Raw genomic sequence first — 23,365 nt, forward strand, 5'->3', positions numbered from 1 at the left:
ACAGTCCTTTTTTTAGTGGCTGATTCAATCCAGTACGCGCAGGTCCGCTTCGTCCTGACGGACGATTTGTTTCAACTGTTCCACCAGCTGCTGCAAATCCTGCACGCTCCGGCCGGCGAAGTTCTTTTCGACGAAATCCCGTTTGGCTTCTGTCTGGGTAGCCTGGCAAATTTCTTCCAGATACGTTTTCAAGGCTGGAAGCAGCGTCGCTCCCGTCTTGTCCCGTACCATGCCCAGTACTTCCCGTACCTGCTGGCGCTGCTGTGTCTTTACCTTCCTGCTCCTGGCATAGCCCGTGACCAGCCCGACGGCGGCCCCTGCCAGGAGGACCGGCGGCATGATAGTGCTCACGGCCGCTCCCAATGTGACGTGGGCCGCAGCCGGCGCGACGACAGCCGAATAGATGGACAGGGCACCTCCGGCAGCCCCGGCGGCCAGGACGGAATTTTTCACCGATTCCATGCCGGTATTTTCCTGCATCGAAAGGGAAAGCCGCGCCATTTCCATCTGGTTCTTTTCCTGCTCCTGTTCATACATGCGCGACAATTCGGCATCAATCCCCGAAAGCCGTCCCTGCCAGTCCGATCGTATCGTTTCCGACAACTGCTGCAGATACCCCTCTATTTCACTGCGGATCCGTTCCTGGGACAGGACCTGACGCAGCGTCTGCTGGAACTCGTCCTGGGACGAACTGCTGAAGGCATTGCCCGACCCGATCTGGCTGTACAGGGCCCCTTCCGCCCGGCTCAGGAACGTATGCTGCAGCCACTCTCTCGTCTGGCTCAGCGCCTTTTCGGACAGCATCTTCCCGTTGTACTGGATCTGCTCATCCAGTTCCATATACGTGTGGAGCTTCCGTTCAATCTGATCCAATGCCTGGCGGTGCAGGAGTTTCATCTTATCCTCCAGTACCCGTGCCGATTTCATGATACTGTCCAGCTGCACATCATCGACATGGCGTTCGATGTGCTCGTCCAGATACGTATACAGATCGGTAAACCCCGATTCGTCCTGGAGCTGCTGGTCGGCCTGCATGACCCCTTCGTAGGCCTTGCGGGCCGACAGGGGGAAAATCTCTTCCAGATAGATTCCCAGCGAGTCATCGAGATAATCGACCAGATCCTGCGGGTCGCCGTCCACCTGATCGATGCGGTTGATGACCGCCACGATAGGCTTGCCCATCTGGGCCACCTGGCGTACCCGTTCATTGACATCGCTCTGGCCCAGATAATTGCCATTGAATACCCAGAGGACCACATCGACGGACTGGAAATAGTCAGTCGTGCGCGATTCATTGGCCGTCGTAATCGTTTCCAGCCCCGGCGTGTCGATGAGGCAGATATGGCGCAGGCCCTGCAGGTTCCGGCCGACTTCCACGTAATCGCAGTGACCGAAGAAATCCTGATCGTTGTGATGCTCTTCTAACAGGCCGTATATGTCGCTCACAGACCCTTCCCGTTCTGTCCCGTCCCGGAAATGCAGGACGGCCTTTTCTTCCGGCGAATAGGCAATCTTCATGATGCACGCCGTCGTTTCCGTCGCATCCGTCGGGGAAATGTCACCCCCGGCAAAAGCGTTGATCAACGTCGATTTCCCCGCTTTGACCTCGCCGATGATGGCGGCATGGAGCGGCTGTTCGACTTTGGCCCGCAGCAGCTGCAGGTCGCGGTACACCGGGTACAGGCCGGGAAAAGCTTCGTCACCGAACAGGGGCGACTGCTCAGCCCGGGCCAGCAGCCCGTCTATATAAGTTCTAACGTCCATGAAATCCTCCTAATGAGAAAAAATAATGTCCTGGACCCGGAGCGGTATCACCTGCAGCCGGCCCAGGCCGTCCAGTTTCTGGAGATGCTCCATGACGGTCTGTGTCTGATCTGACGGCCCGTAGAGCTCGGCATACGTCGATTCCCGCAGAGAATCGATGGAACCTCCCGACTTTTCGATATAATCCTGGTACTCCCTTTCCAGCTTCTTCCGGACATCGGCCATCTGGTCTTCAAACCGCCTCTGTATCTTATCGGCCATACTGGAACCAAACGTACGGGACAGGAATTTGGCCACGCTTTTGCCAATATCCGTCGCTGCCAGTCCGGCAAAGATAAGCCCTACGGGGCCGAGCAGTGCCGCCGCCCCGATGGCCAGGGCTCCTCCCAGGGCCAGCTGGGCACTGCCCTGACCGCTCAGATCATCGGACAGATTGGCCCTGCCGATGACGCCCTGCTGATTGAGGCAGACGGTCATTTCATCCTCCTTCAGAGAGGGAAATTCCTTGAAAGGCGCTTTTTGCAGATGACGGCGGTAGAGGTCCATGAGCTGGCGGCTATGGGCCTCTACCAACTCATGGAGGCGCCGTTCCAGCGATTCCGGGCAGATGATCTGTTCCAGGATATACTCGTTGCGGTAATCCGTCTCCATATCCCAGAGCTCATCTTCCACACGGCCCGCTTCCCGATGGATGCGCTTCGCTTCCTGGTCCTGGAACGTCTCCAGATCCTGCTTCAGCCGGTCCAGGATTTCCGACGAATCCTTGTTCCAGGCAGCGATCTTCGCCTCCCGCTGACCGCTCACTTCGGCGAGGAGCAAAGAGGCCTGCCCCGCCTCCTGGCGGATGTGATCCAACAAATCGCGGCAGCCGCGGAGCTTGCTGCGGATCTGGATGTCCAGGGCGTCGGCAAAGAGCGTCCGGTTCAACAACTGCAGGAGAGCCGGCAGATTGCTTCGTTCCAGCAGGGCTTCCGCTTCCTGCCGCTCTGTTTTGCTGATACCGTCCTGATGCAGCATATCTTCCGCCTGCCGGGCTTCCCTGGCCGAAATAGGGACGATTTCCGTGAACAAGTCCCCATAGAACCGCCGTGCTTCCGCCAGCACATCGTCTGGATCCTGGCCGTTCTGCCGCACGATATCCATGCGGTTGACGACGGCAATGATGTTATCGGGATGCTTCTCATATTTCTCACAAAGCCGGCGCAGCTCCGTATGGTCGCCGGCACTGGCAATCTTATCCCCCGGCAGGATCCAGATGACGCCATCGGCCTTGGAGAAATATTCTTCCGCGCTGGCAACGATCATATCGTCCAGTTCCTGCCTGAGGCCCGGCGTATCGACGAGGCGGTAATGGCTCAGGATATCACTGTGGCCGACCGGCCAGGACGCTTCGATGACCTGCGACTGGTACAGGCCGTACTTGCGCAGTTCCCGCTGCTTTTCTTCCAGTACTTCGAGGGGCACTTTTTTCTTCTTGAACTCCCGCAGTTCCTGACGGATCGCCCGTTCCGAATCTTTCCGCTTCTGTTCTTCCCCTTCGATATATGCCTGGGCTTCGCCGGCGGTCATCGACCGGCAGGACCCGTCTTTGAAGGTGAGCGTACAAGAGGCATCCAAGTCCGCATCATGGAACACATCGATTTTCCACGTCTTCGGCAGGAAATCCTCTGCCGCCGCCTGCTGGCCCAACAGGGCATTGATCAGCGTCGATTTCCCGTTCTTGCCACTTCCCATGACAAAAAGCATAAAATTCTCATTCAGCCGTTCCGCCAGCTGATGAATGGCCGTACACGTTTCCTCTATGACCTGGATATAATCGTGGAGCCGGACAGTCTTTGCGCCACAAGCCGTATGGATGGCCTCCAGCTCGCGGGTGATATCGTCGAGATGAGCCAGCATCTGCTGCTGGACATGCCGGCGGATACGCTGATTATACCCGTCTTCCACATCATCATAGAGGGACTGCACCGCGGCAAACGTATCCTTAGAAATCATCACTTATCCCCCTATGATGCCTTTTATGGTATACCCGGCCAGAGCCGCCAGTATGACGAAATTGATGCCGGCCAGCACCTTGAGTGTCGTCAACTTAGAAGAAAGGGCCGCATCATATGCCGCCAGCGTTTTCACCTGTTCCAGATGCTCTGCATTGATCTTTTTCTCCATGTCAAGCGAATGCTGGAGTACCAGCTTTACACCCTGCAGGATATCATCCAGTTCTTTCTTCTGTTCCTCGCCCTGATGCTGCAAAGACTTCACGTTTTCTATGCGCCGTTTCTCTGACTGCTGCAGCCATCGGGAAACCATATCATTGCGGTTCCCTATCTCTTTCAGCAGCTCTGACTGCTGTTCCTGCCAGGAACTGATAAAATCAGCAAAACGCTGCATATTATCCAGAGCATGCTGGGAAACATCAGCATACATCGCCTCTGCCTTTTCTATATCCTTCACCAGCCTGGGCGAATCCTTCTTCAGCGCCTGCAGCGACTCGTTCAGCTCTTTTACAGAAGCCAGTGCCGAATCGCGCACCACCGACTCCGTTATCTCCTTCGTCACCGATGAAATGACCTTCGTAAACTCCTGTTCCAGCTCTTTGGACACGACTATCACCTTTCTTCACCCCGGCACGCAGCGGCCGGGTAATATATATCCATATTATACATCAGACTGCTGTAATGATGAAGCCTGTAATTTATATCGCAAAAAGCCCATGGATATACAATCATACGTGTGTATTGCACATCCACGGGCTTACATACAGAATTTTTATATTATTTTTGCTGACGGTCTGCAAAAAATTCACTGACAGACGTCACAATTTCTACGGTGTTTTTCTGTGCCTTGGTACATGAACTAACAACTACAAAAATAATGAAAGCTGCAATCAGTCCCCATAAACCACCCATAATGCCTAATGGGCTTTTTATGAAGAACGTCGTGATAACCATGATTGTTTCACCAATCAGGATACTGCTTAAAGCTGCTTCTTTCGTTGACTTTTTCCAGAAAACGCCACCGAGCATGGCAGGTGCCAGCGCCGCTACGCCGCCATTAGACAAAGCCAAAATATTTGCCAAAATGCCTGGACGGCTTAATGCGACGATGACGGATAATAAACCGAAAAACAGAATTGCCATTTTTGCTACTTTGTATTGCTGATAATCCGAGGCGTTTTTATTGATGTATGGCTTATATACATCTGTAGAAATCATCGTACTGACAGCATGCAGCTGCGATTCTCCTGTAGACATAGATGCCGCCAGTGCACCGGCTATGACCAGTGCAGCAAAAACAATCGGAGTATATTGCAACAGTAATTCCGGGAAAACTGTATCCGGAGTTTTTAATCCAGGAAGGAGCAAATTCCCTGCCATGCCGACAGCTGGCAAAAACACATAAATAGAAGTCAGATAAATAGAAGAAAAAATGGATGACCATTTCAGGACGCGTAATGATTTTCCTGAGAAGAATCGTAAAGTAATGTGAGGAAACATCATCATACCAATCGTAATAACCGTCCATCGTGATACCCAGTCAGCTGGAGTTACTACTCCTTTAGGACCAGGAAGTGTAAATAACGCCGGCATAGATTCCCAAACCGCCTGATATGCCTGATCCAGGCTCCCGTATGTTACAGATATGATCCAATACGAGCCGATGACCATACCAATCCACATAAATACACCTTGTGCAGCATCTGTCCATGCGACACCTTTCATACCACCAAGCCACACGAGGATGATCATTAACCCGAAGAAAATAAAGGTCCCTACAGAGTAACTTAACATCCCTCCACTAATCGTCTGAAAAATATACCCGGATCCAATAGCCTGCATGGCAACATAGGGTACGGTGAAAACCAGAGTAATGACCGTAACGATGACGCCCAGCCACTTTGTCTGATAAACATCTGTCATGTACTGCGCCATAGATAAATATCCGCGTGTTTTACCAAGAAGCCAAAAACGCCTGCCAATGACCCAGAAAAGGATACCGGGAAAAACAGTCCAGATGCCGTTTTCCCACCAACCTACGCCGTTTTGATAGATAAATCCACCGGCACCGAGAAACGCGTACGCACTATGATACGTCGCACTAAAAGTAAGAGTCAGGACGAATATTCCCAATGAACTACTGGCAGTTGTAAAATCCTTAATATTTTTTTCACTCTTTCGGGAAGCATACCAGGCAATCCCTAAAAGAGTAAGCGTATATAACGCTAATATGATTAAACCAATATTCATTACAATCACATCCTTTCTCTCATCAATAATCTTTATACACCCGTTTCCAACTTTCGATGGTAAATGCACCAGCTATAAACGCAAGAATGCCAGTAACATACCAGAAATCGAGCCATACAAGTAAGGTTGGCCAACCAAAAACAAACGGATGAAGTTTCGCATAATCGCTGACATAATAGACAACAGGTGGATTTACCATAATCAATACGAGAATAAATACACCATATATGAGTTTTGAACAGGAAAAATTTTTCATAACAATTTCCCCCTTCCCGTCCTTACTGCCCCTGCAATTCTTCAATGACAGTAATTAAATGCTTCATCAGGTGTTCATGATATATCTTTCCTTTTTCTGCACTGGCTTTTGTCGGTTCCCCTGTCGTACCACCGGCTATCTTCGCATTTTTCTCAGCACTTTGATATTTACTGGGAACGTAACATAGTGTGTCATGAGTATAAGCAGGATCTACGGAATATAGCGGAACCTCCTTGATCGGATTATCTTTAGCCAGTTCCATATGTACCAGTTCGGGATGAATATACAACATATGTGAAGTTTCTGCTTCTTCAGCATGTCCTACAGGTCCAAAGCCTAAGGATGCTGCAATATCTTTAGACATATAGGCTGGGTCAAAAATTTTAACGGTAACATCTAATTCCCGCTGTACTTTTTCGCCTAGCAATTGCATCCAAATCACATTAACAATACGATGTCCATTGATTAACACAAATTTTGTTATTCCATGATGTTTTAGAGACGCAATGACATCATAGGTCAGAGCAATCATCGTTTCTGCTTTAATCGTAATCGTACCTGGAAGCACCATGTGATGGGGGCTCCAGCCAAACCAGATAGGAGGCACTAACAAGGCATTTGTTTTTTGACAAGCTTCTTCAGCCAGTGCAATAGCAACATAACTATCTGTTCCCACAGGAAGATGATAACTATGCTGTTCTACACTGCCAATGGATAATACTGCTACGCCCTTACTTTGTTCAATCGCTTCTTTTGCTTCTTTCCATGTTTTTGTCTGTAACCAGGTATTCATCTTTGAGTTCCTCCTTGTTTATTTTGTGAATATGCTATATTATATAGTAAAAATTAAAAAGTGTATGTGTTGTAGAACACATTTTTCTATTATTAGGAGACAAGATGAATACGTTTTTTCCAAGTAAAGCTATTTATAACTCATATAGGCCCGTATTATTAAAGGCTTTTTCCCAATCAGGGGCCAAATTCACTCTACCCAAAGGGGCATTGATTTCATGTGACGAAGGAACGAATAATTATGTATACTTGATATGTTCCGGATGTATTTCACATAGTTTTGTTGATGAAAATGGAAACGTCCGGATTCTTCTCTTGTTATCAACGGGTGATGTATTCGGTGAAATCACATTATTGCAAGAAGATGAGGATAAGGTAATCACAACTGCCATTACCCCCGTCATTTTAAAACGAATCAACAAAATCGAATTTTTTGATATTTTAAAAATAAATCCAGCATATACAAAGGCTATTATGCAACTGCATTCTACAAAAATCCGGATTTTGATGGCTCAAATAAAAGATACTGCATACTGTAATATCTCACAGCGTCTATATAATTTACTACTTCGGCTGGCACATCAACATGGGACTTCCGTACCTTCTGGCATACGCATAAAATATCCGTTTACTCATGAAGATTTTTCACAAATGTTGGGCTCTACCCGCAGTACCATCACAAGGGAACTATCAAAACTGGAAAAAGAAGGTAAAATTTGCAAAGTCCACCGGCACATCATCGTTATGCACTGTAAATAAAAGGAAGCACGAATATGATACTCATGCGCATCATATTCGTGCTTCACTTTATATTCGGTAATAATCGTATAACAACTTTCCATCTATCTTATCAAGGCTATTTCCTGCAGGCTGTATTGAATTGTTCTTTTTTATAATGAATCGATATTAGCTAAATCTCCTATTTCACCTTATCAAAAAATACACTCTATCTGTCCCGCATTATCAGGTACAAGAGCAAAGTCCTGTATCTCCTGACTCCATTGCTCGTATAGTGATTGTAAATGAAGATTTTGCAAATGCTCTGCGTTCTCTTTTAACCAACGATCCGCTTCCAGAACTTGACGTGACTTAGGTGTCAAGAACCAGAGTATCATGAACAGCAAATCCAGACGTATGCAGTCTAACGCATAGTGGCAGAGTGCGTCCATATTTTCTTCTTCTATATACATGAGAAAAGTTCTGATAGGATTTTGCAGTTTATGCAAAATATAATGAAGAAGCACTGGATCATGCAGATCATTTATCTGATACAAAACCGAGGTCAGTACCGATTCCAGCACCATATCTGTATCAGGAATATTTTCTATATCAGAGGCATAACATAAATAGTATGTATAGGTCTGCTCATCTCCTTTCTCTGCTGCCTGAAGAATAGTTTGGAACATCTTGTCCGTTAACATGGAAAAACGGCGGTTCTGCTGATGAAGATTGTATGGCTCTAACCCACCCCTTCGTATCCAACGGATATATGTACGACAGTGTTCTATAGAAAGACACCGTATATACATTCGCTGATTAAGATACAAATTGAGCAACATGGCCCGCTGTATCCGTGGTATGTCGCAGCCTAAGGCAACAGATAAGAAAACCTGGGTTACCTCCAGTTCTTCTGACACAAATTTAAAAAAATAAGAATCGATATGCTCAATCCATTCTGTATCATGGCGAGAAAAGATAATCTGTACCATATCCTGAAAAAACTCCACATCTCTATCACGATTCAAAACCTGTACCAAATCGAGGATAAGAGAATAGTTTCCGCCGCAAATACTATGGGTGACCTGCTGTTCCAGCTCCTTATGATCTGGCAGCTCTATGTCACTGTCGCAAAAAGAAACTAAATCCCAATCAATATCATATATTTTCTTTTCTTCCATTCCTTCCTCCCTTGTTATGGTGTCATACCTCACGCCATTCCTATTCCATACGGCCACGGACTCGCACCGTTCTCTATTATGGCTGTACCAATCCGATCAAAATATCAACATCAGACGGCTGTAAGAATAAAGTTTATATGGGAAATTACTTGGACTAGACTTTATCAGACATCTGGCTTATTTCCATTTCCCACAGTAGTCACAAATTTTACTGACGCATAGCCAGTTCTAAAAATTCATTCTCACTGACCGGCAATCCGCTTTTTGCCAGCCGTTCTGCCCTGAAATGATAAATCTGACGCAACATCTCCGTTTTATCTTCAATCAATCCATAATGAATCTGTCGGTGACAAACGGGACAGAGGCAGACAATGTTTGCATAGACATCAAGACTATGGGAAAACGCCGGCTGGTTATGCAGTGAAATCGCATGATGTCCTTCCATGTACGGTTTGTGCGTCTTTTCGGCAATAAAGCTCCTGTGTTCCGGATGTAACTCACACGTGTAATGGGCAAACTCCATCACTTGCAGACGTATGATACCGGAACGGTACACTATCTGACGTTCTGAAACATGAGATGGTGGCACATCGACAGGCATATCCAGTACATCCGCTCTGGCCTTGAACTTCGTAATATCTTCTCCACTCGCGAACCGGAAATAATTATTAAAAGCGGCACTATACATCTGATTTCCCCGGGAATTCAACGCCTTGAAATCCGCATCACAAAACAATATTTCCCTGACTTCCTGTAACCGGGCTAAATCCCCTATTTCATAAATATCATCCTGGACCAATCCCATGTCCTTCAACCGGCGGGATATATTATTCAACGCATCCCAATAATGATGGACTGTAGACCGGCTCAATTTCCTGACATCCTGAAGATATCGTGCATAATACTCTTTGAGCACGGTGTTACAAGAACCCGTTTGTATATGTTGTCTGTCCGTACGCATGGCAATCATCTTCTTGAAAATATATAAAGTACATTATTTTTTTATTATATCACATAGAGTCCTCTTATACTCTTGATCTTTTCCGTAAATCGTGATACTATATATGATATTGGTACCAGTGGAGGTCTTGCATTATGAAATATACATTCAAGACAACCAAAGAGCGTTCCGCTATCATGGGAAAAATCCGTGGCAAGGATACAAAAATAGAAATAAAGCTGCGCAAAGCCTTATGGCATCGCGGCATCCGTTACCGGAAAAATTATAAGGCCCTGCCCGGCAGTCCCGATATCGCTCTGACCAAATATCACATCGCTATCTTTTGTGACAGTGATTTCTGGCATGGGTATCAATGGGATGCCAAGAAATGCAAAATAAAATCGAACCGGGCCTACTGGCTCCAGAAAATCGAGCAGAACATCGAACGGGATAAAGATTATGATGAGCAGCTCATCCATATGGGCTGGCTCCCTATGCATTTCTGGGAACACCAGATCAACAAGGATTTAGACGGGTGTGTGGAAGAAATCCTGTCTAATATTCCCTGTCATAAAAAAAATCCATAACCATTTGCCGGTAAACCGATCTGTCGCCAGACAGTGCTACCAGTCTATCTATATTCCGGCAAACACAAGTGGGATGGTTGTACAAACCAAGGAGGACTTAGAATTATGGAAAAAACGATTTGTGAATTATTTGCCGGCGTCGGTGGATTCCGTCTGGGATTCGACGCTCTCGCTTCCGGCTGGAATACGGTATGGTTTTCTCAGTGGGAACCGGGAAAGAAAATACAATGGGCCCATGACTGCTATGTCAGCCATTTCGGAGACAGCCCCGACACGAACGGGGAATACCATACTGGGGAAGATATTGCTGAGGTGAATAAAACCACCATCCCGGACCACACCTTGCTGGTCGGCGGATTCCCTTGTCAGGACTATTCCGTTGCCCACTCGCTGTCTTCATCACAGGGCATCGAAGGCCGGAAAGGCGTCTTATGGTGGCAAATCCGTGATACTATCATCGCCAAGCATCCACCTTTCTGCCTGTTTGAAAATGTAGACCGACTCCTCAAATCCCCGGCCAAACAACGGGGCCGCGATTTCGGCATGATTCTCGCCTGTCTGGCAAACCTCGGTTATTCTGCCGAATGGAGGGTCGTCAATGCAGCCGAATATGGGGGAGCCCAACGGAGACGGCGTATCTTTATTTTTGCCTACAAGGACACGACCCAATATGCCCAATCCATAGCGGAAGAAACTGCCGGATCGGTTATCCTGGAAAAAGGGCTCATGCCACAAGCGTTCCCTGTATCGGACATTGCTTCTCTTACAGAAGCGGAACTTCCGGAAGACCTGTATACCGTATCCGATACCTTTTCTTTCCCCTTCAAAAAGGCAGGATACATGACCGGTGGGAAGATTTATACGACGGAAGTCACAGAAAAAGGGGAACCACCCATCGTCTTAGGAAAGATTTTAGAACCCTGTCCGGAAGAAAATGAAGATCTCTATCTGGATGTGGAACGCCTGAAAAAATGGACCTACCTCAAGGGCGCAAAGAAAATCCCCCGTGTCGCCGCCAATGGCCACAAATACGTCTTTTCTGAAGGCCCCGTCGCCTTCCCGGATACCTGGGATAAACCGGCCCGCACCATGCTGACCAGTGAAAGTACACTGAACCGCAGTACCCATGTGGTCAACGATCCCCATACGGGGAAATTGCGGCTCCTCCTGCCAGAAGAGGCAGAAAAACTGCAAGGATTCCCCTCCGGCTGGACCGGTATCACGACAGCGAATGGCAAGGAAATGCCACGCCGCATGCGTTACTTCTGCATGGGCAATGCCCTCGTCGTGCCGATGATCACCCGGATGGGCCGTGTCCTAGATACTATCATCGAAAAAGAACCTTAACTGTATGTATAAAAACCTCCCTGCATGTATCGCGTGCAGGGAGGTTTTGTTCTTCATTTATTTTTATAGGTATCGAAGCCCTTACTGAAAAAACCTATCTCTGTATCATCCATCGTTCCTATCAGAACACCTCTGTCAAGAAAGGCATTGAAATTTTCACAACTTGTTTCTGGCAACAATAAGCAGGAATGGCAAGCGGCTAAATTCATCGAATAGATGCCCTGCCCTTTGCTCAAACTACAAACGGGATCATTCGTGCAATATCTCGCTTTTTCTATTGCCTTTTTGATAATATCCGGAAACGTTTCCTTATATCCCTGACGCACTAATCCGCCAAGGGTGCCTTCAGAATCGCCATTCGCTGTGTAGATAAAAATGCCCGTCATGACTTTTCCCGTGCCATCGCCTTTATCACAATAAATACGTTCCCGCAGAGAAGCGATATTATACCCACATTCAAAACTCAACTGACGGATTAGCGCATGGGCCAAGGAATGGAGAAACAAAAATTTAACAGTAATCGTCTGCTTTCCATTTATAGTATAAAAAGATTTTGCATAGTTATCCTTGATAGTATTTGCACGAGCAGATAATTTTTCTTTATACTGGCTGATCCATTTTTCAATCTGGAGTTCATCAAATCGGATAAAGATGCCTTCTCCAAGTACTTGATACCCCGGATACCAATCCGTGGTTAGTTCTTTTATGCAAACAAAATGGTCTTTATCGTCTGGTCCAGAAACCGGATTGATACGGGAAAAACCAATCAAAGCCTGTACTTCCCTCATCTTATGAATCAATACCACTTGTTTCAGGCTGGGAATCGTTTCCTGATAGGGCTCTATCTTTTGCTCTTCCCGTTTGAAGAAATTAGACGCGTCAGCGTTTGGCGCTTCGCCATCTAACGCATCATATTCCTCTTCACGGAAACGCTGGTCTTCATCCATATCTTCCTCTGCATTTTCATCCTGATTCATCCAGCTTTTCTTTAATTGTTCCTTTATAGCATCTTCCTTAATATTAGAATTAGCCAGTTCTTTTACAATCTCTTCGGTTGTATCTTCTATAATTTCTTGTATCCTATCCTCTCCACGATTCTTTTCCATCGCTTTACAGTAGTTTTGGAATCCCCGGTCGTATGCATCCGTTAGTTGAATCAATTCATTAAAATCTGTCGTAAATGGTGGAATCACCAGTGATGTCTTAACAACCGGAAAATATACTGAAGAAGCCCCTCTTAAGGAGACGCGGGGATAGCAATCACAACCTTCTTTCATACGTTTCCATGGATGATTCCCAGGGCATTTAAACCGCTGTTCCTCTTCATTGTCCAATTTTTCAAACAGCTCTTTATCCATGATACCGCTTAAATTAGCTAATGAACCACAAGTCTCGCATTTTACCAGTATATTGTCAAAGCCATATCGCCCAGTCCCCATCGTATATATCTTCAATTGCGGATGGTCGCAGATTTTATCTTTACCCCGCTTATGTGCCCAGGCAATCCAGGGGAAATCATTGATATGTCCATGCTCGCAAATGGTAACCAAACGTGACACCACTAATTTCCAATGTTTTCCACAGGACGGACAATGCGGGTCTTTGACCATATACGGATCATTATCCTTCTCCGCATCAGAGGCTTTAATCCTATATTCTTTTACCCATTCGTCCATAGGTTTCAATCGTTTGCATTTCGGACAATAGTACCATTGAGGGAAACGGACATAAGCCATCCTATGTTTTCCATTGTCCCCTTCTACACTAATCGGCAAACCAAAATATCTGACTCCCAGCCTGTTTGCCAGCCGTTCATCATAGATAGGAGTAACGTCAGATTCCCAGAATTCCGGCGCAGCACTCATGAGAACCTGATCCGGAAAATGAATCATCGCCCCCACGCCAAACTGATGGATCAGCTGGTTAGCTCTGACCGAATGGGTAACTTTATTTAAAATCGCACTCTCATCAGGCATATTCATTTTTGACCCTCTTTCCAAATCAATACTCGTCCCGATACTTCGCTATCAATATTCCGCATGGAAGTCAATGTTTCCCATGGGCGCATCTCATCTTTCGCTTTTTGATGATATGGCTTCAATAACCGGCAAGGTATATCTTGAGTATATCCGCGTTCTATGAGTCGGCTGTTACCATATACCAATTCCTTGGATTCTGATTCCATAATCCGGGCCTTGTTATCCCAATCAGTGAAGAAGTTATCGATTTCCCTTCGTACATCTGGGATGTCATCATGCACATGACTACCACGATTCCGTATTTCGCGGACCCGTTGTAATATGAAGTCACTGATTTTTTTTATATCATCACGGTACGTATCTTTTCTGAATTTACCGGCGTCCTTTTCTTCAGCCAGTTCTGGGATATTCCGCATGATAGCAACTAACACGGCATGTAACGCCCTATCCCGGGCTGGTTTTGAAAACGGCGTCGCGCCCGTCGGTTCAACGAACCGGTAATAGGATTCATGGAAGGTCTTGAATTGTTCATAGTACGACTGATCCCGATTACGTCCCTGATTATACAGTGTCAGGACGAGACCAGGGTACGAACGACCGACGCGGCTGGTAGCCTGAATATATTCACTGTTCAATTTTGGCTGATTGACCATCAGCAGGATGTTCAGGCGCGCAATATCAACGCCCACAGACAACATATTACTGCTAAGGACTATATCGACAGGATAGGTCTTCTCTCCCTCACCAGAGTGATACTTGATATCCTCCAGTTCTTTGAAAATCCGATTCAGTTCATCCGTCTTGACACGGCTGGTCAATTCCCTCAATTTATAAATGTAGCGTGGTTCCGTTTGCAACCGATGGGAAAATTGAATAAGATTATTTTTGATATCATCGGCTACTAATGATTCACATTGTCCTAAATCTTTCAGACTATTGAAGTACCCCGTCAAGGTCCAATACGTATCTTTCACTTCATCCAAAGTTTTCAAGATTTTAATCAGTTGTAACAAATCGGAAATGGTCGTAACTTCAGTAGAAACCTGATTTTTACCGGAAGCCATTATACCTACGTAGCATCGGCCATATTTTCCTTTCCCATGGTCAATGACATCATTTCGTGCAAAATAAGAATCTTCCGCATCGATACCCGGCGGCGGGAATTGGCGTGTATCCCGATTATAAAGAGCGGCGCACTGTGACTTAGCCCGTCGGATAGTTGCCGTGGAAGCAATGATTTTAGGCTTCACATTCCCATAGTGGTTGCATATATAATCGACGGCCGTTTCATACAAGCCCACGATAGACCCCAGAGGTCCTGAAATCAGATGCAACTCATCCTGTATGATTAATTCTGGTCCCCGGTGCTGTCCATCGGCACCAAAGAATTTATTCACGTCCTCTTTCCAGGTCATCATGGCAAACTTATCGACAGTGCCGATGAGCAACGTCGGCGGATTCTTATAGAGTTCTTCATCGATGACCATTACCGGGATTTCCGATGAATGGAACCGGCAGCCATCCTGAGGACATTGATAATAAAAATGCTTAGGGTGGCTTTCATAGAAATACCCCCAGTTCCCCTTTCCATGTTCTACTGTCAGCTGCGTTCCGCACCACGGACATTTCAACAGCTGGAAATTATTATTTTCAGATCCATATCCACTTTTCAACTTATGTAGTTTCTCTTTTGCATCAGCTAATGTGTTTGGTGTATGGTCGTGCCCAATCCACAAGCCAATGGTAATCGGCTCATCCCCGAGAACCGGACTTTCCTTTTTTTTCTTTTTGCTATACCGGTTCTGTTTGCCAGATTCCTTGACGCCATAAGTCTTCCGGATAATCTCACAAGCACAAATCAAGGTAGCCGCTCTGCTGAATTGCTGAGATGTCAATAATCGCAAGGTATAACGCATGATGATATTCGTTCCGCCCGCTTTTTTGCCATAGACCAATCTCCGGTAAAAAATGACAAAGGCAGATAATCCTAAATAGGCTTCTGTCTTACCGCCACCAGTTGGGAACCAGATTAAATCGACCAATTCTCTGTCCGTTGAATCCTCATCGACAATTCCTTTCAGGCTCATGAGAATGAAGGCTAACTGAAAAGGCCTCCAAAAACAAGTATCTCCATACTTACAATAGTTCTCGATTTCGTTTAAGTCCGTTAACATCTGTCCCAGAGGTGATTCTTGGACATCTTCATTTCCATACCGTTCCTTTCCATATTTTTCATCTGCAATGATACCCAAATGGACCCGTTGCATTAGCATCGCCCGGTTAGCTAAAGAAAAAGCCGTATATACTTGTTCGTTGTCCCGCAACAAATCCAGCCCGTCAGCCATCCGTCCAGCTGCTTCTTTACAATCTGCCAGATTCATAGATGCGGCACGATGATATTTATCAGGCAATTTTTTTTCTTTTATTTCCAAATCCGCAATCCAACGTCTATACGAATCTACCAATCGGGACAGGTAAGCTAATTTCTTTTCCTTACTCGTACCATCCAAATCAGAATGGACCTTCATGGAAAGGATTTGTTCCGACTCTTCTTTGGTAAATTCATCAGTTGGCAGACGAAAATCCATGCCCGGTAATTCTTTTTGAGGCAGGAAATCATTGAAAAGATGTCCTTTCCCATTTTCATCAATATCCCATTGAAGGGATGTGCCCAATCCGGAACCATAGTTTTTCTGATTGCGATACAATAAATCCAGTCGTTCTTCTTCGTCATCAATAGAAAAGCCATTTTTCACCTGGTTCCGGTCAAAGAATCTCGCATCATCTTGTTCATCGATAGTGACTTTAAGATGCGGTTGAAAAATGAATTTCTCATATTCTTTCAACTTGTAATCTTTAAATTCATTACTCACCATCAGGGTAATCGACCAGATTTGCTTATCCTCATCCATCAATTTGCAAAATGCCGTCAAGTGGCAATCTGTATCATCTAATGAATCACCTAAATCGATAAACCCTTCTTCTCTATTTTCAAACTGGAAATCAAGAGCGTGGGGAATACGCACATAGCTTTTGTGATAGGTATTGTTACATTGCTGGGCTAATGCCATGAGCGGGATCCATAAATTACAAGTACCCGGACTCGCTTCTTTAACATTTAAAGTATTTCTGACCCATTTTTCATCAAATGGTTCCTTGACTATGAAGAACCGTTTATCCTCAGTCAATCCGATGTGATTTTTTATATCAGAGGGCAATATGTCATAGTCAAAGCTGACATCACAAGGATAGCAATAGTCTTCCAGTCCACTGACTCTATAGGTTCCAAATGTCAATCGGATATGCAAAGACCGGATGTCCCCTGTAACAAAGAAGGTAATCCCCATCGAAGAAGGGCACCACTGATTCGTCAGATTGATAGTGTCGTCTTCATCCTCGCTCTTATTGTCTCCAACGATTTTGACATTGCTATCTAGTTTTCTCGTCTCTTCACGTTCTGCGACAGATGCTTCATCCCCATCTGTTACAGGCAGATTTCCCTCATCTAAAACCTTGTCTTCATCGTCTGTATCTTCTGTTTCGAGAGTTACCCGTTGTGGATACAAGATACCACAACTATATCTTCTTGACGGTATATCTGTGATGATTTCATGTTCCGCATTTGGGATACTCCCATCCGCTCCCGGACCTTCCAATTGCATTTTTAATTTTGTGATGATTGTTTTCCTTGCTTCAAGGCATTCTTTTATGATGTCTGTTTTATTCAAAGTCTGTCAACTCCTCGTTTTCCAGGGGTTTGTTTACATAATTGCCAGGAATCATTATTTCATGATCCAAACTTTGTATATCAGATAGAGTCAGTACTTCTACAAATTCATTCAGATTATTTTGCAACATCTGTTTTATCGGCGTATCCGCTATTATTCCCTGTTGCGTTTCCTCATACACTCGGGGCAGGATTTTCGTTATTTTCTTCGTACTGACATTATGGATATAACGGACAGTTTCTGTCGCTTTCTGATAGGCTTCCGCCGTAGTATCATCATCGTAGGGGGCAATGATTTTCTTGATTGCCTGATAGGCTTTATTGTCACGTGGACCAATGACAGAGCTTTCTGGCAGAGTCCAGGAACGGACAGTTGCTCCTCCAGAGTTCGGATATCCCATGAGTCCGATTAGCCGGCTTAACTCATTCCAGTTTTTAGAATGTTCCTTCATATATTCAGCCAGACACGATTTCCATTGTTTCACTAGTGCAACAGACTGATTAAAATCGTCAGACTTTTCCTTTTCTTCTTTCAAAATGGCCCGGATAACATCCTGACGGTTGCCAAAATCCCGACAGTACAAGAAGCTCATACCTCTCGTCAGGTTCTCTACAGACAAAGTCCGCACCGCATTGGATTCCTGATCAAGATATTCGACATTTTTCTTAGAAAATAAAAACTGCCGACCGTCATCTAACAGACCCATACGGACTACTCCTATTTTTTGACTTTGGTTGACATCGCTTTCTGCATCGCTGGAATGGAACCGGCTGATGAGCTCAGAAAAATCAATATGATCAAGATTTTCGTCCCAAACGGTTTCAATGGGTTCACCTGCGTCCGGCACGCTTCCATCATCTGGTTCCAGACCTGCCAATACATCAAAATCATGTAATTGTTTGTCCGCATCGGAAGACATTTTTGTATAATCGAGAGTTTCAAATTCATATAGAAGGAAAATCGTACGTCTCGCCCGGAGATGTAAAAAAACAGGGAAATCCTTCAAAGAAAATGTTCCACTTACAAGAATCAAATCATAATTTTTATAATCATTAATTTTAAGAGGGGTCGCAATATCAAGATTGTATATTTTCTTTACTGAAGGACTAATAGCGTTGCACTGGTGTTGATAAGGAACAATTAACAATTTCCTTCCATAAGGATTATCCACTAAAAGCTTGTTCAATTCCATATACTTATATTGATTTTTCTCGATATCTTCGTATGAGCGTTTTACAAATGCAAGAATTTCTGAGCATGTTTTTTTGATAGCAGAGTCATAAATCGATTCTTGTATTTCCTCTAAGCGCTGGATGTCCTCCATATAAGGACTAAGGAGGCCTTCTTCAATACCGAAGCAATCTGTCCGTAAACGTCGCATAAGTCCTATGGAACGACACATGAATGCAAATATATCTTGAGAATCATCTTTTCGTTTCTGTAATTTTCTAAGTTTTTGTACTACATGCTGATATTCCGCAAAGGTAATGGCACTACTGAGATATCTTCCAATGACCGTTCCCGAAAGATTTGTATTGACGATATCAATCAGTTCAGGATTATATTCTAAATAGAGAGGCGTCAATCCCCAATAGACATCAGCTTCCTGTAACCGTCTTATTTCTTTCATCAAACCGAACCGGAAAGAGAAGTTATACATCTGTAACGGGATTGTCTTATTGGCGAATATCTGCTGAATGAATCCCTTATCTCTTTGGATAATGGTCCAATCGGCTACGTATAACATCGTAATGGGATAACTGTCCCCATAGTCTTCAATCCAGTCTTTTATGGTTGCCAAATCATTGCAAATACCAATCGAGGGGAACTGTTCTCCCAAACTCCCAGGATATTTGATAAATTCCTCTCTCTCTCTGCTCCGATACCCTACCGTAAACAACTCCCTGAATTTTTTCTTCTCCATCCCTCGAACTCCGATATATAATTTAGATAAAATTTGGTCAGCTCTTTTCTTATTAACGACAATATAAGAAATAGCATCGAGTGCAATAGGTCTGGTTTTGCCATCATCACCAAAAATTTTGTCATAAAAAGCCACTCTGTCCTTCAATGTCTGATAATGTTTCACCCTGTTCTCCGCATTGCCTGCATAGTCGGATATTTGGTTCCAACGTTCGCGTGGCACATAATTCGTCAATCTATTCCTATCACTCACTAAGCATATTTCATTTTCGTTGGAAAATTCTGGATTTATCTTGTATATAAGTCTTCCATAGGTCACTTTAAAATTACAATCATCTTTTGCCGTATCAATCAATATATGTATATAATCGTCAACAGATTGTTTGTTGTTAATATACGTAAGCAGGCCGGCAATTACAAAAAGATATCCTAAAAATATATCACTAGCAGGAATAGAGCTATAAATTAACTTCTTTTCTGAAAAGAAGTTATCAGCAATAAGCCGTTTAAATTCTCTCAAATCGGTTTTATCTATTTTTGTATTGCCTAAATATATTTCGCATTTTTCGAGTGCCGTATCTAATAATTGCCAATCGTACATAGACATAAGTCACCGCCTAACATCAATCATAACCGTTTCAGAATCCATATAGTTTCAATTGTTTGAGTATATAATCATTGTTCAGCCAGAAACATTGTTTCGGATATATGCGTCCATCTGGCAATTCATCCGTATCTTGCTGGTCCCGCGCATGAGGACGTACGTGGGAAACAGGATTATCCGTCTTCTTAGGGAAATTATTATGGAATCGCCCTTTATTATCGATTTCAACTACGAGTCCTGCACACAATACCTGTTTCGTCGTTTCCCAGACTTTCCTCACGTCACCTTCCAGGTCTTTGTACGGGATGTTCCAGAATACGCCTCCCTGTAAATTCAATCGGCCCGCCTCATCGAATCGATACACAACAAATAAAAAGCGCGTTCTCCGTAGATAATTGCCAAAATCGCAGTCATCCCAGGTCTGTTGTACCAATTCCTTGAACTTAAAGGTAGGAAATGACATACTTTCTTTGATTTTGCCATTAGCTTCAATCCGTATCGCCTTGACTACAATGCCCGCTTTGACGAATTCTTCAGCCTGATTGCCTTTGACGCCCAACATGCGGAATGCCAGCATCGATTCGAGGTTCTTCGGCTTTTTCTTAGTGATATCGATATTGAAGATCTGGCAAAGTTCAGGAACGCTCTTGCCCCGGTAGGCATCGATTTTTGAAATGACCAATCCTTCAAAATCATCGAAATGTTCGCCTTTCTGGACGATAGGTTCATACGTCTCTATACCCTGAGAAATATAGCAATTCAGGATATGGTTCATATACGAATTTTTATAGGAAAATGCCCGCGGTTTCGCTTCTATGTCGCTATACGGCTGCTCTGTACGTTTAGATGAGTCGGAAGATTTTGTCGCAGCACCGAGATACAATGTGTCCCCTTCCGATAATTCATGCGCTTTCCCCGCCCGTACTTTAGCCTGGATTTTCCGATAGTCTTCTTTGATAATCTCTATATCTTCCGGAGGCGGAGTGAATAAATTGACAAAATCAATATGGAAATCCAGATTCACCATGCCGCTCTGATACAAGTACCAGACCAGTAAAATGAGCTTCGATTTCTGCCATACATGGCTTTCTTCAAAAGAAGGCTCCTTGACGAGTTCGCCATAATTAATCATGGTCAGGATCAGTCGTTCTTTTGCAGTCATACCTTTCTTCGTCATTTTATAAGGTGTAACTTTCAATTCTACACCAGCTTCGGGAAAATCAGGATTCGAATCGCTGTTACTCTTATATTTGAAATAACATTCTTCGACCAGATTGCCCATACCGCCTTTATATCGTTTCTGGGAATGACGTTCGGCATAGCGGGAGGTCTCTGTCCGTTCCATCAAGGTCTGACTGCCCGATCCTGATTCCGCATTTTCTTTCCAAATCTGCCGGAATGTCTTCCCTATCATGCCTTTTCCATATCGTTCAATCGATTTGGGGTCCTTTTTGTCGTATAGTTCCATAAGATGTGCAGCCCTTTCTGCAAATTCATGCTAAATGGATTTTTTCTTTATTATACACTATTGCAAATATATTCTCCAACTCATCGTTTTTCCTCACTTGTCAAGCTTTTTCACGAAAATGGCCCAAATCTTAATTTTCGTCTAATCTAGACATTTACCATTGTAGTTTTTGATACGTTTGTATCAATGAATACTATATATAAGCGAATATACATAAAAGCACTGCCTAGTAAAGGCAGTGCTTTTATGGTGTTACATTTTTAGGTTTTTCCTTTCTTTTCTTAAAAAAAGATTTTTGCTGATTGTCCGGGGAAATTGGATTTTTTTGCCGGACAGGGTAACGGTCAGGCTCCTTTTTCTTCTTCACCTTCTTCCAGCCAGGTGCACGGTTCCAGTGGTGTGTCCGGCTTGATATAGATGTCGGGACGGTGGCATGCTTCGACGCCTTTTGCCCGGAGTCCCCGTTTCGTATTTACGAAATAAAAGGTCCCATCGGGATAGTTCGTATCTAAGATGCATTCGGCATAAAATTTCAACTGCACTTTTTTATCCAGATGCTTCCACAGGGGATGGGTGAGTTCAATCAGAGATTGTATCATCGGTTTCTCCTCCTTTCTACGTAGGCTGTATATCATACGGCGTCAGCCAGTCGCGTAATTTCTGGATGGCTTTGCCGTAGATTTTGGAGATGTATTGATGGGTCACGCCGAAATGGGCGCCCAGTTCACGGACGGTCTTGTTTTCGTAGATCCGGCCGGTGACAATCTGCCGTTCTCTCGGTGGCAGGTTCTGCAAGGCTTTCTGCAGGATCTGATTCCGTTCGGTCTCGATAGCTGCTTCAGCCGGGCCGGGCGCATCATCAGCCATCGCATCTGGCAGGTCGGTCCATTGGCCGCCGCTGTCGATGCTCTGGCCATAATGACGGCGATCGTAGGCCATGCGTGCCGTTTCGTTGCGCACGTACCGATGGATTTCCTTTTTTAGGAAATAGTGAAGCTGCTGCAGGCTGGAAAAATGAGTGCCATCCCACCGGCAGACAGCTTCATGAAGTCCGCGCAGAGCGGCCTGCCGAGCTTCGGAGAGGTCCGTATAATACGATACATACCGGGAGCTGACCGCGCCCATGAGCGGCCCGTACTGCTCTGCCAGCTGGGAAAAGGCCGCCGTGTCACCGTCCTTGGCGCGGGATAATACGTCTAAAGTCCATTTCCATTGTACCTTATTTTCATTTGTCATTCTACAAAAAACTCTCTCCTTTCACCGGCAAAAAACAGGGCGGTAACACAATATAACTGCGCCTATTGTATTACCGTCCCTTATGCTTGCGCTTATTCCAGGGTTTCTACCTGGCGGGTGACTACCTGGGAGCTCTTGAGCGCCATCAGGTCCCCGTTGGCAGTAGCAAATATCTTGCCGTCGATGACGGCTTTGACTGCGTTTTCTACGGCCTCTTTATCAAGGCCCGGTTTCGGGTTGCGGATGCTGTACGATACAGTCTTGCCTTTCGGGTCGATCAGTACCAGACTAAGCGTCCGCGTTTCTTTTTTAGCCATTTCTTTTCTCCTTTCCGCCGGACCCACGGCTGGCGGCTTCTTTCACCTGCCTCACCCAATCTGGCACCATCTGCCGCGTCGTCGTCAGTCGCCATAGCGCCGCTATGACTCCCTCCATCCTCCTTGCAGCTGATACCATCTCGTGCGATTCAGGTTAGAAAACGCCGCCCGTCGTGTGGCCTATATGCTAATTTTTTTTTGTATAAATAGTCGATTCGATGAACCGGCTTCGATGAACGAACTACGAACTACGGCTCCTCTGACGATTCAGACAGGAAACCG

The 23,365-nt window shown here is 45.1% G+C and carries 18 protein-coding genes; 3 read left to right on the plus strand and 15 right to left on the minus strand.

Features of this window, described 5'->3' with window-relative positions:
• Nucleotides 1–24 precede the first annotated feature (24 nt).
• From ACGTIC_RS09220 to ACGTIC_RS09245, 6 genes are all read right to left on the minus strand, one after another.
• Entirely contained in the window at nucleotides 25–1,764 is a 1,740-nt protein-coding gene (locus ACGTIC_RS09220) for a dynamin family protein (RefSeq protein ID WP_113855840.1), read from the minus strand.
• Between the two features lie 9 nt (nucleotides 1,765–1,773).
• Nucleotides 1,774–3,759, minus strand: coding sequence for a dynamin family protein (locus ACGTIC_RS09225; RefSeq protein WP_113855839.1), 1,986 nt, complete (start codon nucleotides 3,757–3,759; stop codon nucleotides 1,774–1,776).
• A 3-nt stretch (nucleotides 3,760–3,762) separates the two neighbouring features.
• On the minus strand, nucleotides 3,763–4,374 hold the full coding sequence (locus tag ACGTIC_RS09230; protein ID WP_162816245.1) for a hypothetical protein: 612 nt from the start codon (nucleotides 4,372–4,374) through the stop codon (nucleotides 3,763–3,765).
• A 161-nt stretch (nucleotides 4,375–4,535) separates the two neighbouring features.
• Nucleotides 4,536–6,008 carry a sodium:solute symporter family protein gene (locus ACGTIC_RS09235; protein WP_113855837.1) on the minus strand — a complete coding sequence of 491 codons (1,473 nt, stop codon included), beginning with the start codon at nucleotides 6,006–6,008 and terminating at the stop codon, nucleotides 4,536–4,538.
• 22 nt (nucleotides 6,009–6,030) lie between these two features.
• Nucleotides 6,031–6,264 (minus strand): hypothetical protein, encoded by a 234-nt coding sequence (locus ACGTIC_RS09240; RefSeq protein ID WP_113855836.1) that lies wholly within the window; start codon nucleotides 6,262–6,264, stop codon nucleotides 6,031–6,033.
• 22 nt (nucleotides 6,265–6,286) lie between these two features.
• A complete protein-coding gene (locus tag ACGTIC_RS09245) occupies nucleotides 6,287–7,057 on the minus strand; it encodes a creatininase family protein (RefSeq protein ID WP_113855835.1) in 771 nt (256 codons plus the stop codon).
• 104 nt (nucleotides 7,058–7,161) lie between these two features.
• Here ACGTIC_RS09245 and ACGTIC_RS09250 point away from each other — a divergent pair, with 104 nt between their 5' ends.
• Nucleotides 7,162–7,815 (plus strand): Crp/Fnr family transcriptional regulator, encoded by a 654-nt coding sequence (locus ACGTIC_RS09250; protein ID WP_113855834.1) that lies wholly within the window; start codon nucleotides 7,162–7,164, stop codon nucleotides 7,813–7,815.
• 173 nt (nucleotides 7,816–7,988) lie between these two features.
• Here the strand turns inward: ACGTIC_RS09250 and ACGTIC_RS09255 are convergent, their stop codons facing one another.
• Nucleotides 7,989–8,954: a hypothetical protein gene (locus ACGTIC_RS09255; protein WP_113855833.1), complete on the minus strand. Its 966-nt coding sequence runs from the start codon at nucleotides 8,952–8,954 to the stop codon at nucleotides 7,989–7,991.
• 208 nt (nucleotides 8,955–9,162) lie between these two features.
• On the minus strand, nucleotides 9,163–9,825 hold the full coding sequence (locus ACGTIC_RS09260) for an HNH endonuclease (RefSeq protein ID WP_162816244.1): 663 nt from the start codon (nucleotides 9,823–9,825) through the stop codon (nucleotides 9,163–9,165).
• A 224-nt stretch (nucleotides 9,826–10,049) separates the two neighbouring features.
• Between ACGTIC_RS09260 and ACGTIC_RS09265 the strand changes: the two genes are divergently transcribed.
• Nucleotides 10,050–10,481, plus strand: coding sequence for a very short patch repair endonuclease (locus ACGTIC_RS09265; protein WP_113855831.1), 432 nt, complete (start codon nucleotides 10,050–10,052; stop codon nucleotides 10,479–10,481).
• 105 nt (nucleotides 10,482–10,586) lie between these two features.
• A complete protein-coding gene (dcm, locus tag ACGTIC_RS09270) occupies nucleotides 10,587–11,828 on the plus strand; it encodes a DNA (cytosine-5-)-methyltransferase (RefSeq protein ID WP_394522440.1) in 1,242 nt (413 codons plus the stop codon).
• Between the two features lie 53 nt (nucleotides 11,829–11,881).
• Here the strand turns inward: dcm and drmB are convergent, their stop codons facing one another.
• From drmB to ACGTIC_RS09305, 7 genes are all read right to left on the minus strand, one after another.
• Entirely contained in the window at nucleotides 11,882–13,810 is a 1,929-nt protein-coding gene (gene drmB / locus ACGTIC_RS09275) for a DUF1998 domain-containing protein (RefSeq protein WP_113855829.1), read from the minus strand.
• On the minus strand, nucleotides 13,807–17,535 hold the full coding sequence (locus ACGTIC_RS09280) for a helicase-related protein (RefSeq protein ID WP_394522439.1): 3,729 nt from the start codon (nucleotides 17,533–17,535) through the stop codon (nucleotides 13,807–13,809). The genes drmB and ACGTIC_RS09280 overlap by 4 nt, the downstream gene beginning before the upstream one ends.
• Nucleotides 17,528–20,065 carry a DrmE family protein gene (locus ACGTIC_RS09285; RefSeq protein WP_113855826.1) on the minus strand — a complete coding sequence of 846 codons (2,538 nt, stop codon included), beginning with the start codon at nucleotides 20,063–20,065 and terminating at the stop codon, nucleotides 17,528–17,530. The genes ACGTIC_RS09280 and ACGTIC_RS09285 overlap by 8 nt, the downstream gene beginning before the upstream one ends.
• A 31-nt stretch (nucleotides 20,066–20,096) precedes the next feature.
• Nucleotides 20,097–21,530: a Sau3AI family type II restriction endonuclease gene (locus ACGTIC_RS09290; RefSeq protein ID WP_113855825.1), complete on the minus strand. Its 1,434-nt coding sequence runs from the start codon at nucleotides 21,528–21,530 to the stop codon at nucleotides 20,097–20,099.
• A 344-nt stretch (nucleotides 21,531–21,874) separates the two neighbouring features.
• Nucleotides 21,875–22,129, minus strand: coding sequence for a hypothetical protein (locus ACGTIC_RS09295; protein WP_059075787.1), 255 nt, complete (start codon nucleotides 22,127–22,129; stop codon nucleotides 21,875–21,877).
• A gap of 16 nt (nucleotides 22,130–22,145) precedes the next feature.
• Nucleotides 22,146–22,766, minus strand: a complete 621-nt coding sequence (locus tag ACGTIC_RS09300) for a sigma-70 family RNA polymerase sigma factor (protein WP_113855824.1) — start codon at nucleotides 22,764–22,766, stop codon at nucleotides 22,146–22,148.
• A 92-nt stretch (nucleotides 22,767–22,858) separates the two neighbouring features.
• Nucleotides 22,859–23,083, minus strand: a complete 225-nt coding sequence (locus ACGTIC_RS09305; protein WP_059076626.1) for a DUF2922 domain-containing protein — start codon at nucleotides 23,081–23,083, stop codon at nucleotides 22,859–22,861.
• Nucleotides 23,084–23,365 lie beyond the last annotated feature (282 nt).

This window comes from Megasphaera hexanoica, assembly GCF_043520715.1.
Classification (GTDB): Bacteria; Bacillota; Negativicutes; order Veillonellales; family Megasphaeraceae; genus Megasphaera; species Megasphaera hexanoica.

Coding starts and splice junctions, on each gene's coding strand:
- ACGTIC_RS09220 (WP_113855840.1), bottom strand. CDS start 1,764: ATGGACGTTAGAACTTATATAGACGGGCTGCTGGCCCGGGCTGAGCAG.
- ACGTIC_RS09225 (WP_113855839.1), bottom strand. CDS start 3,759: ATGATTTCTAAGGATACGTTTGCCGCGGTGCAGTCCCTCTATGATGAT.
- ACGTIC_RS09235 (WP_113855837.1), bottom strand. CDS start 6,008: ATGAATATTGGTTTAATCATATTAGCGTTATATACGCTTACTCTTTTA.
- ACGTIC_RS09240 (WP_113855836.1), bottom strand. CDS start 6,264: ATGAAAAATTTTTCCTGTTCAAAACTCATATATGGTGTATTTATTCTC.
- ACGTIC_RS09245 (WP_113855835.1), bottom strand. CDS start 7,057: ATGAATACCTGGTTACAGACAAAAACATGGAAAGAAGCAAAAGAAGCG.
- ACGTIC_RS09250 (WP_113855834.1), top strand. CDS start 7,162: ATGAATACGTTTTTTCCAAGTAAAGCTATTTATAACTCATATAGGCCC.
- ACGTIC_RS09255 (WP_113855833.1), bottom strand. CDS start 8,954: ATGGAAGAAAAGAAAATATATGATATTGATTGGGATTTAGTTTCTTTT.
- ACGTIC_RS09265 (WP_113855831.1), top strand. CDS start 10,050: ATGAAATATACATTCAAGACAACCAAAGAGCGTTCCGCTATCATGGGA.
- dcm (WP_394522440.1), top strand. CDS start 10,587: ATGGAAAAAACGATTTGTGAATTATTTGCCGGCGTCGGTGGATTCCGT.
- drmB (WP_113855829.1), bottom strand. CDS start 13,810: ATGAATATGCCTGATGAGAGTGCGATTTTAAATAAAGTTACCCATTCG.
- ACGTIC_RS09285 (WP_113855826.1), bottom strand. CDS start 20,065: ATGTCTATGTACGATTGGCAATTATTAGATACGGCACTCGAAAAATGC.
- ACGTIC_RS09290 (WP_113855825.1), bottom strand. CDS start 21,530: ATGGAACTATACGACAAAAAGGACCCCAAATCGATTGAACGATATGGA.
- ACGTIC_RS09295 (WP_059075787.1), bottom strand. CDS start 22,129: ATGATACAATCTCTGATTGAACTCACCCATCCCCTGTGGAAGCATCTG.
- ACGTIC_RS09300 (WP_113855824.1), bottom strand. CDS start 22,766: ATGACAAATGAAAATAAGGTACAATGGAAATGGACTTTAGACGTATTA.
- ACGTIC_RS09305 (WP_059076626.1), bottom strand. CDS start 23,083: ATGGCTAAAAAAGAAACGCGGACGCTTAGTCTGGTACTGATCGACCCG.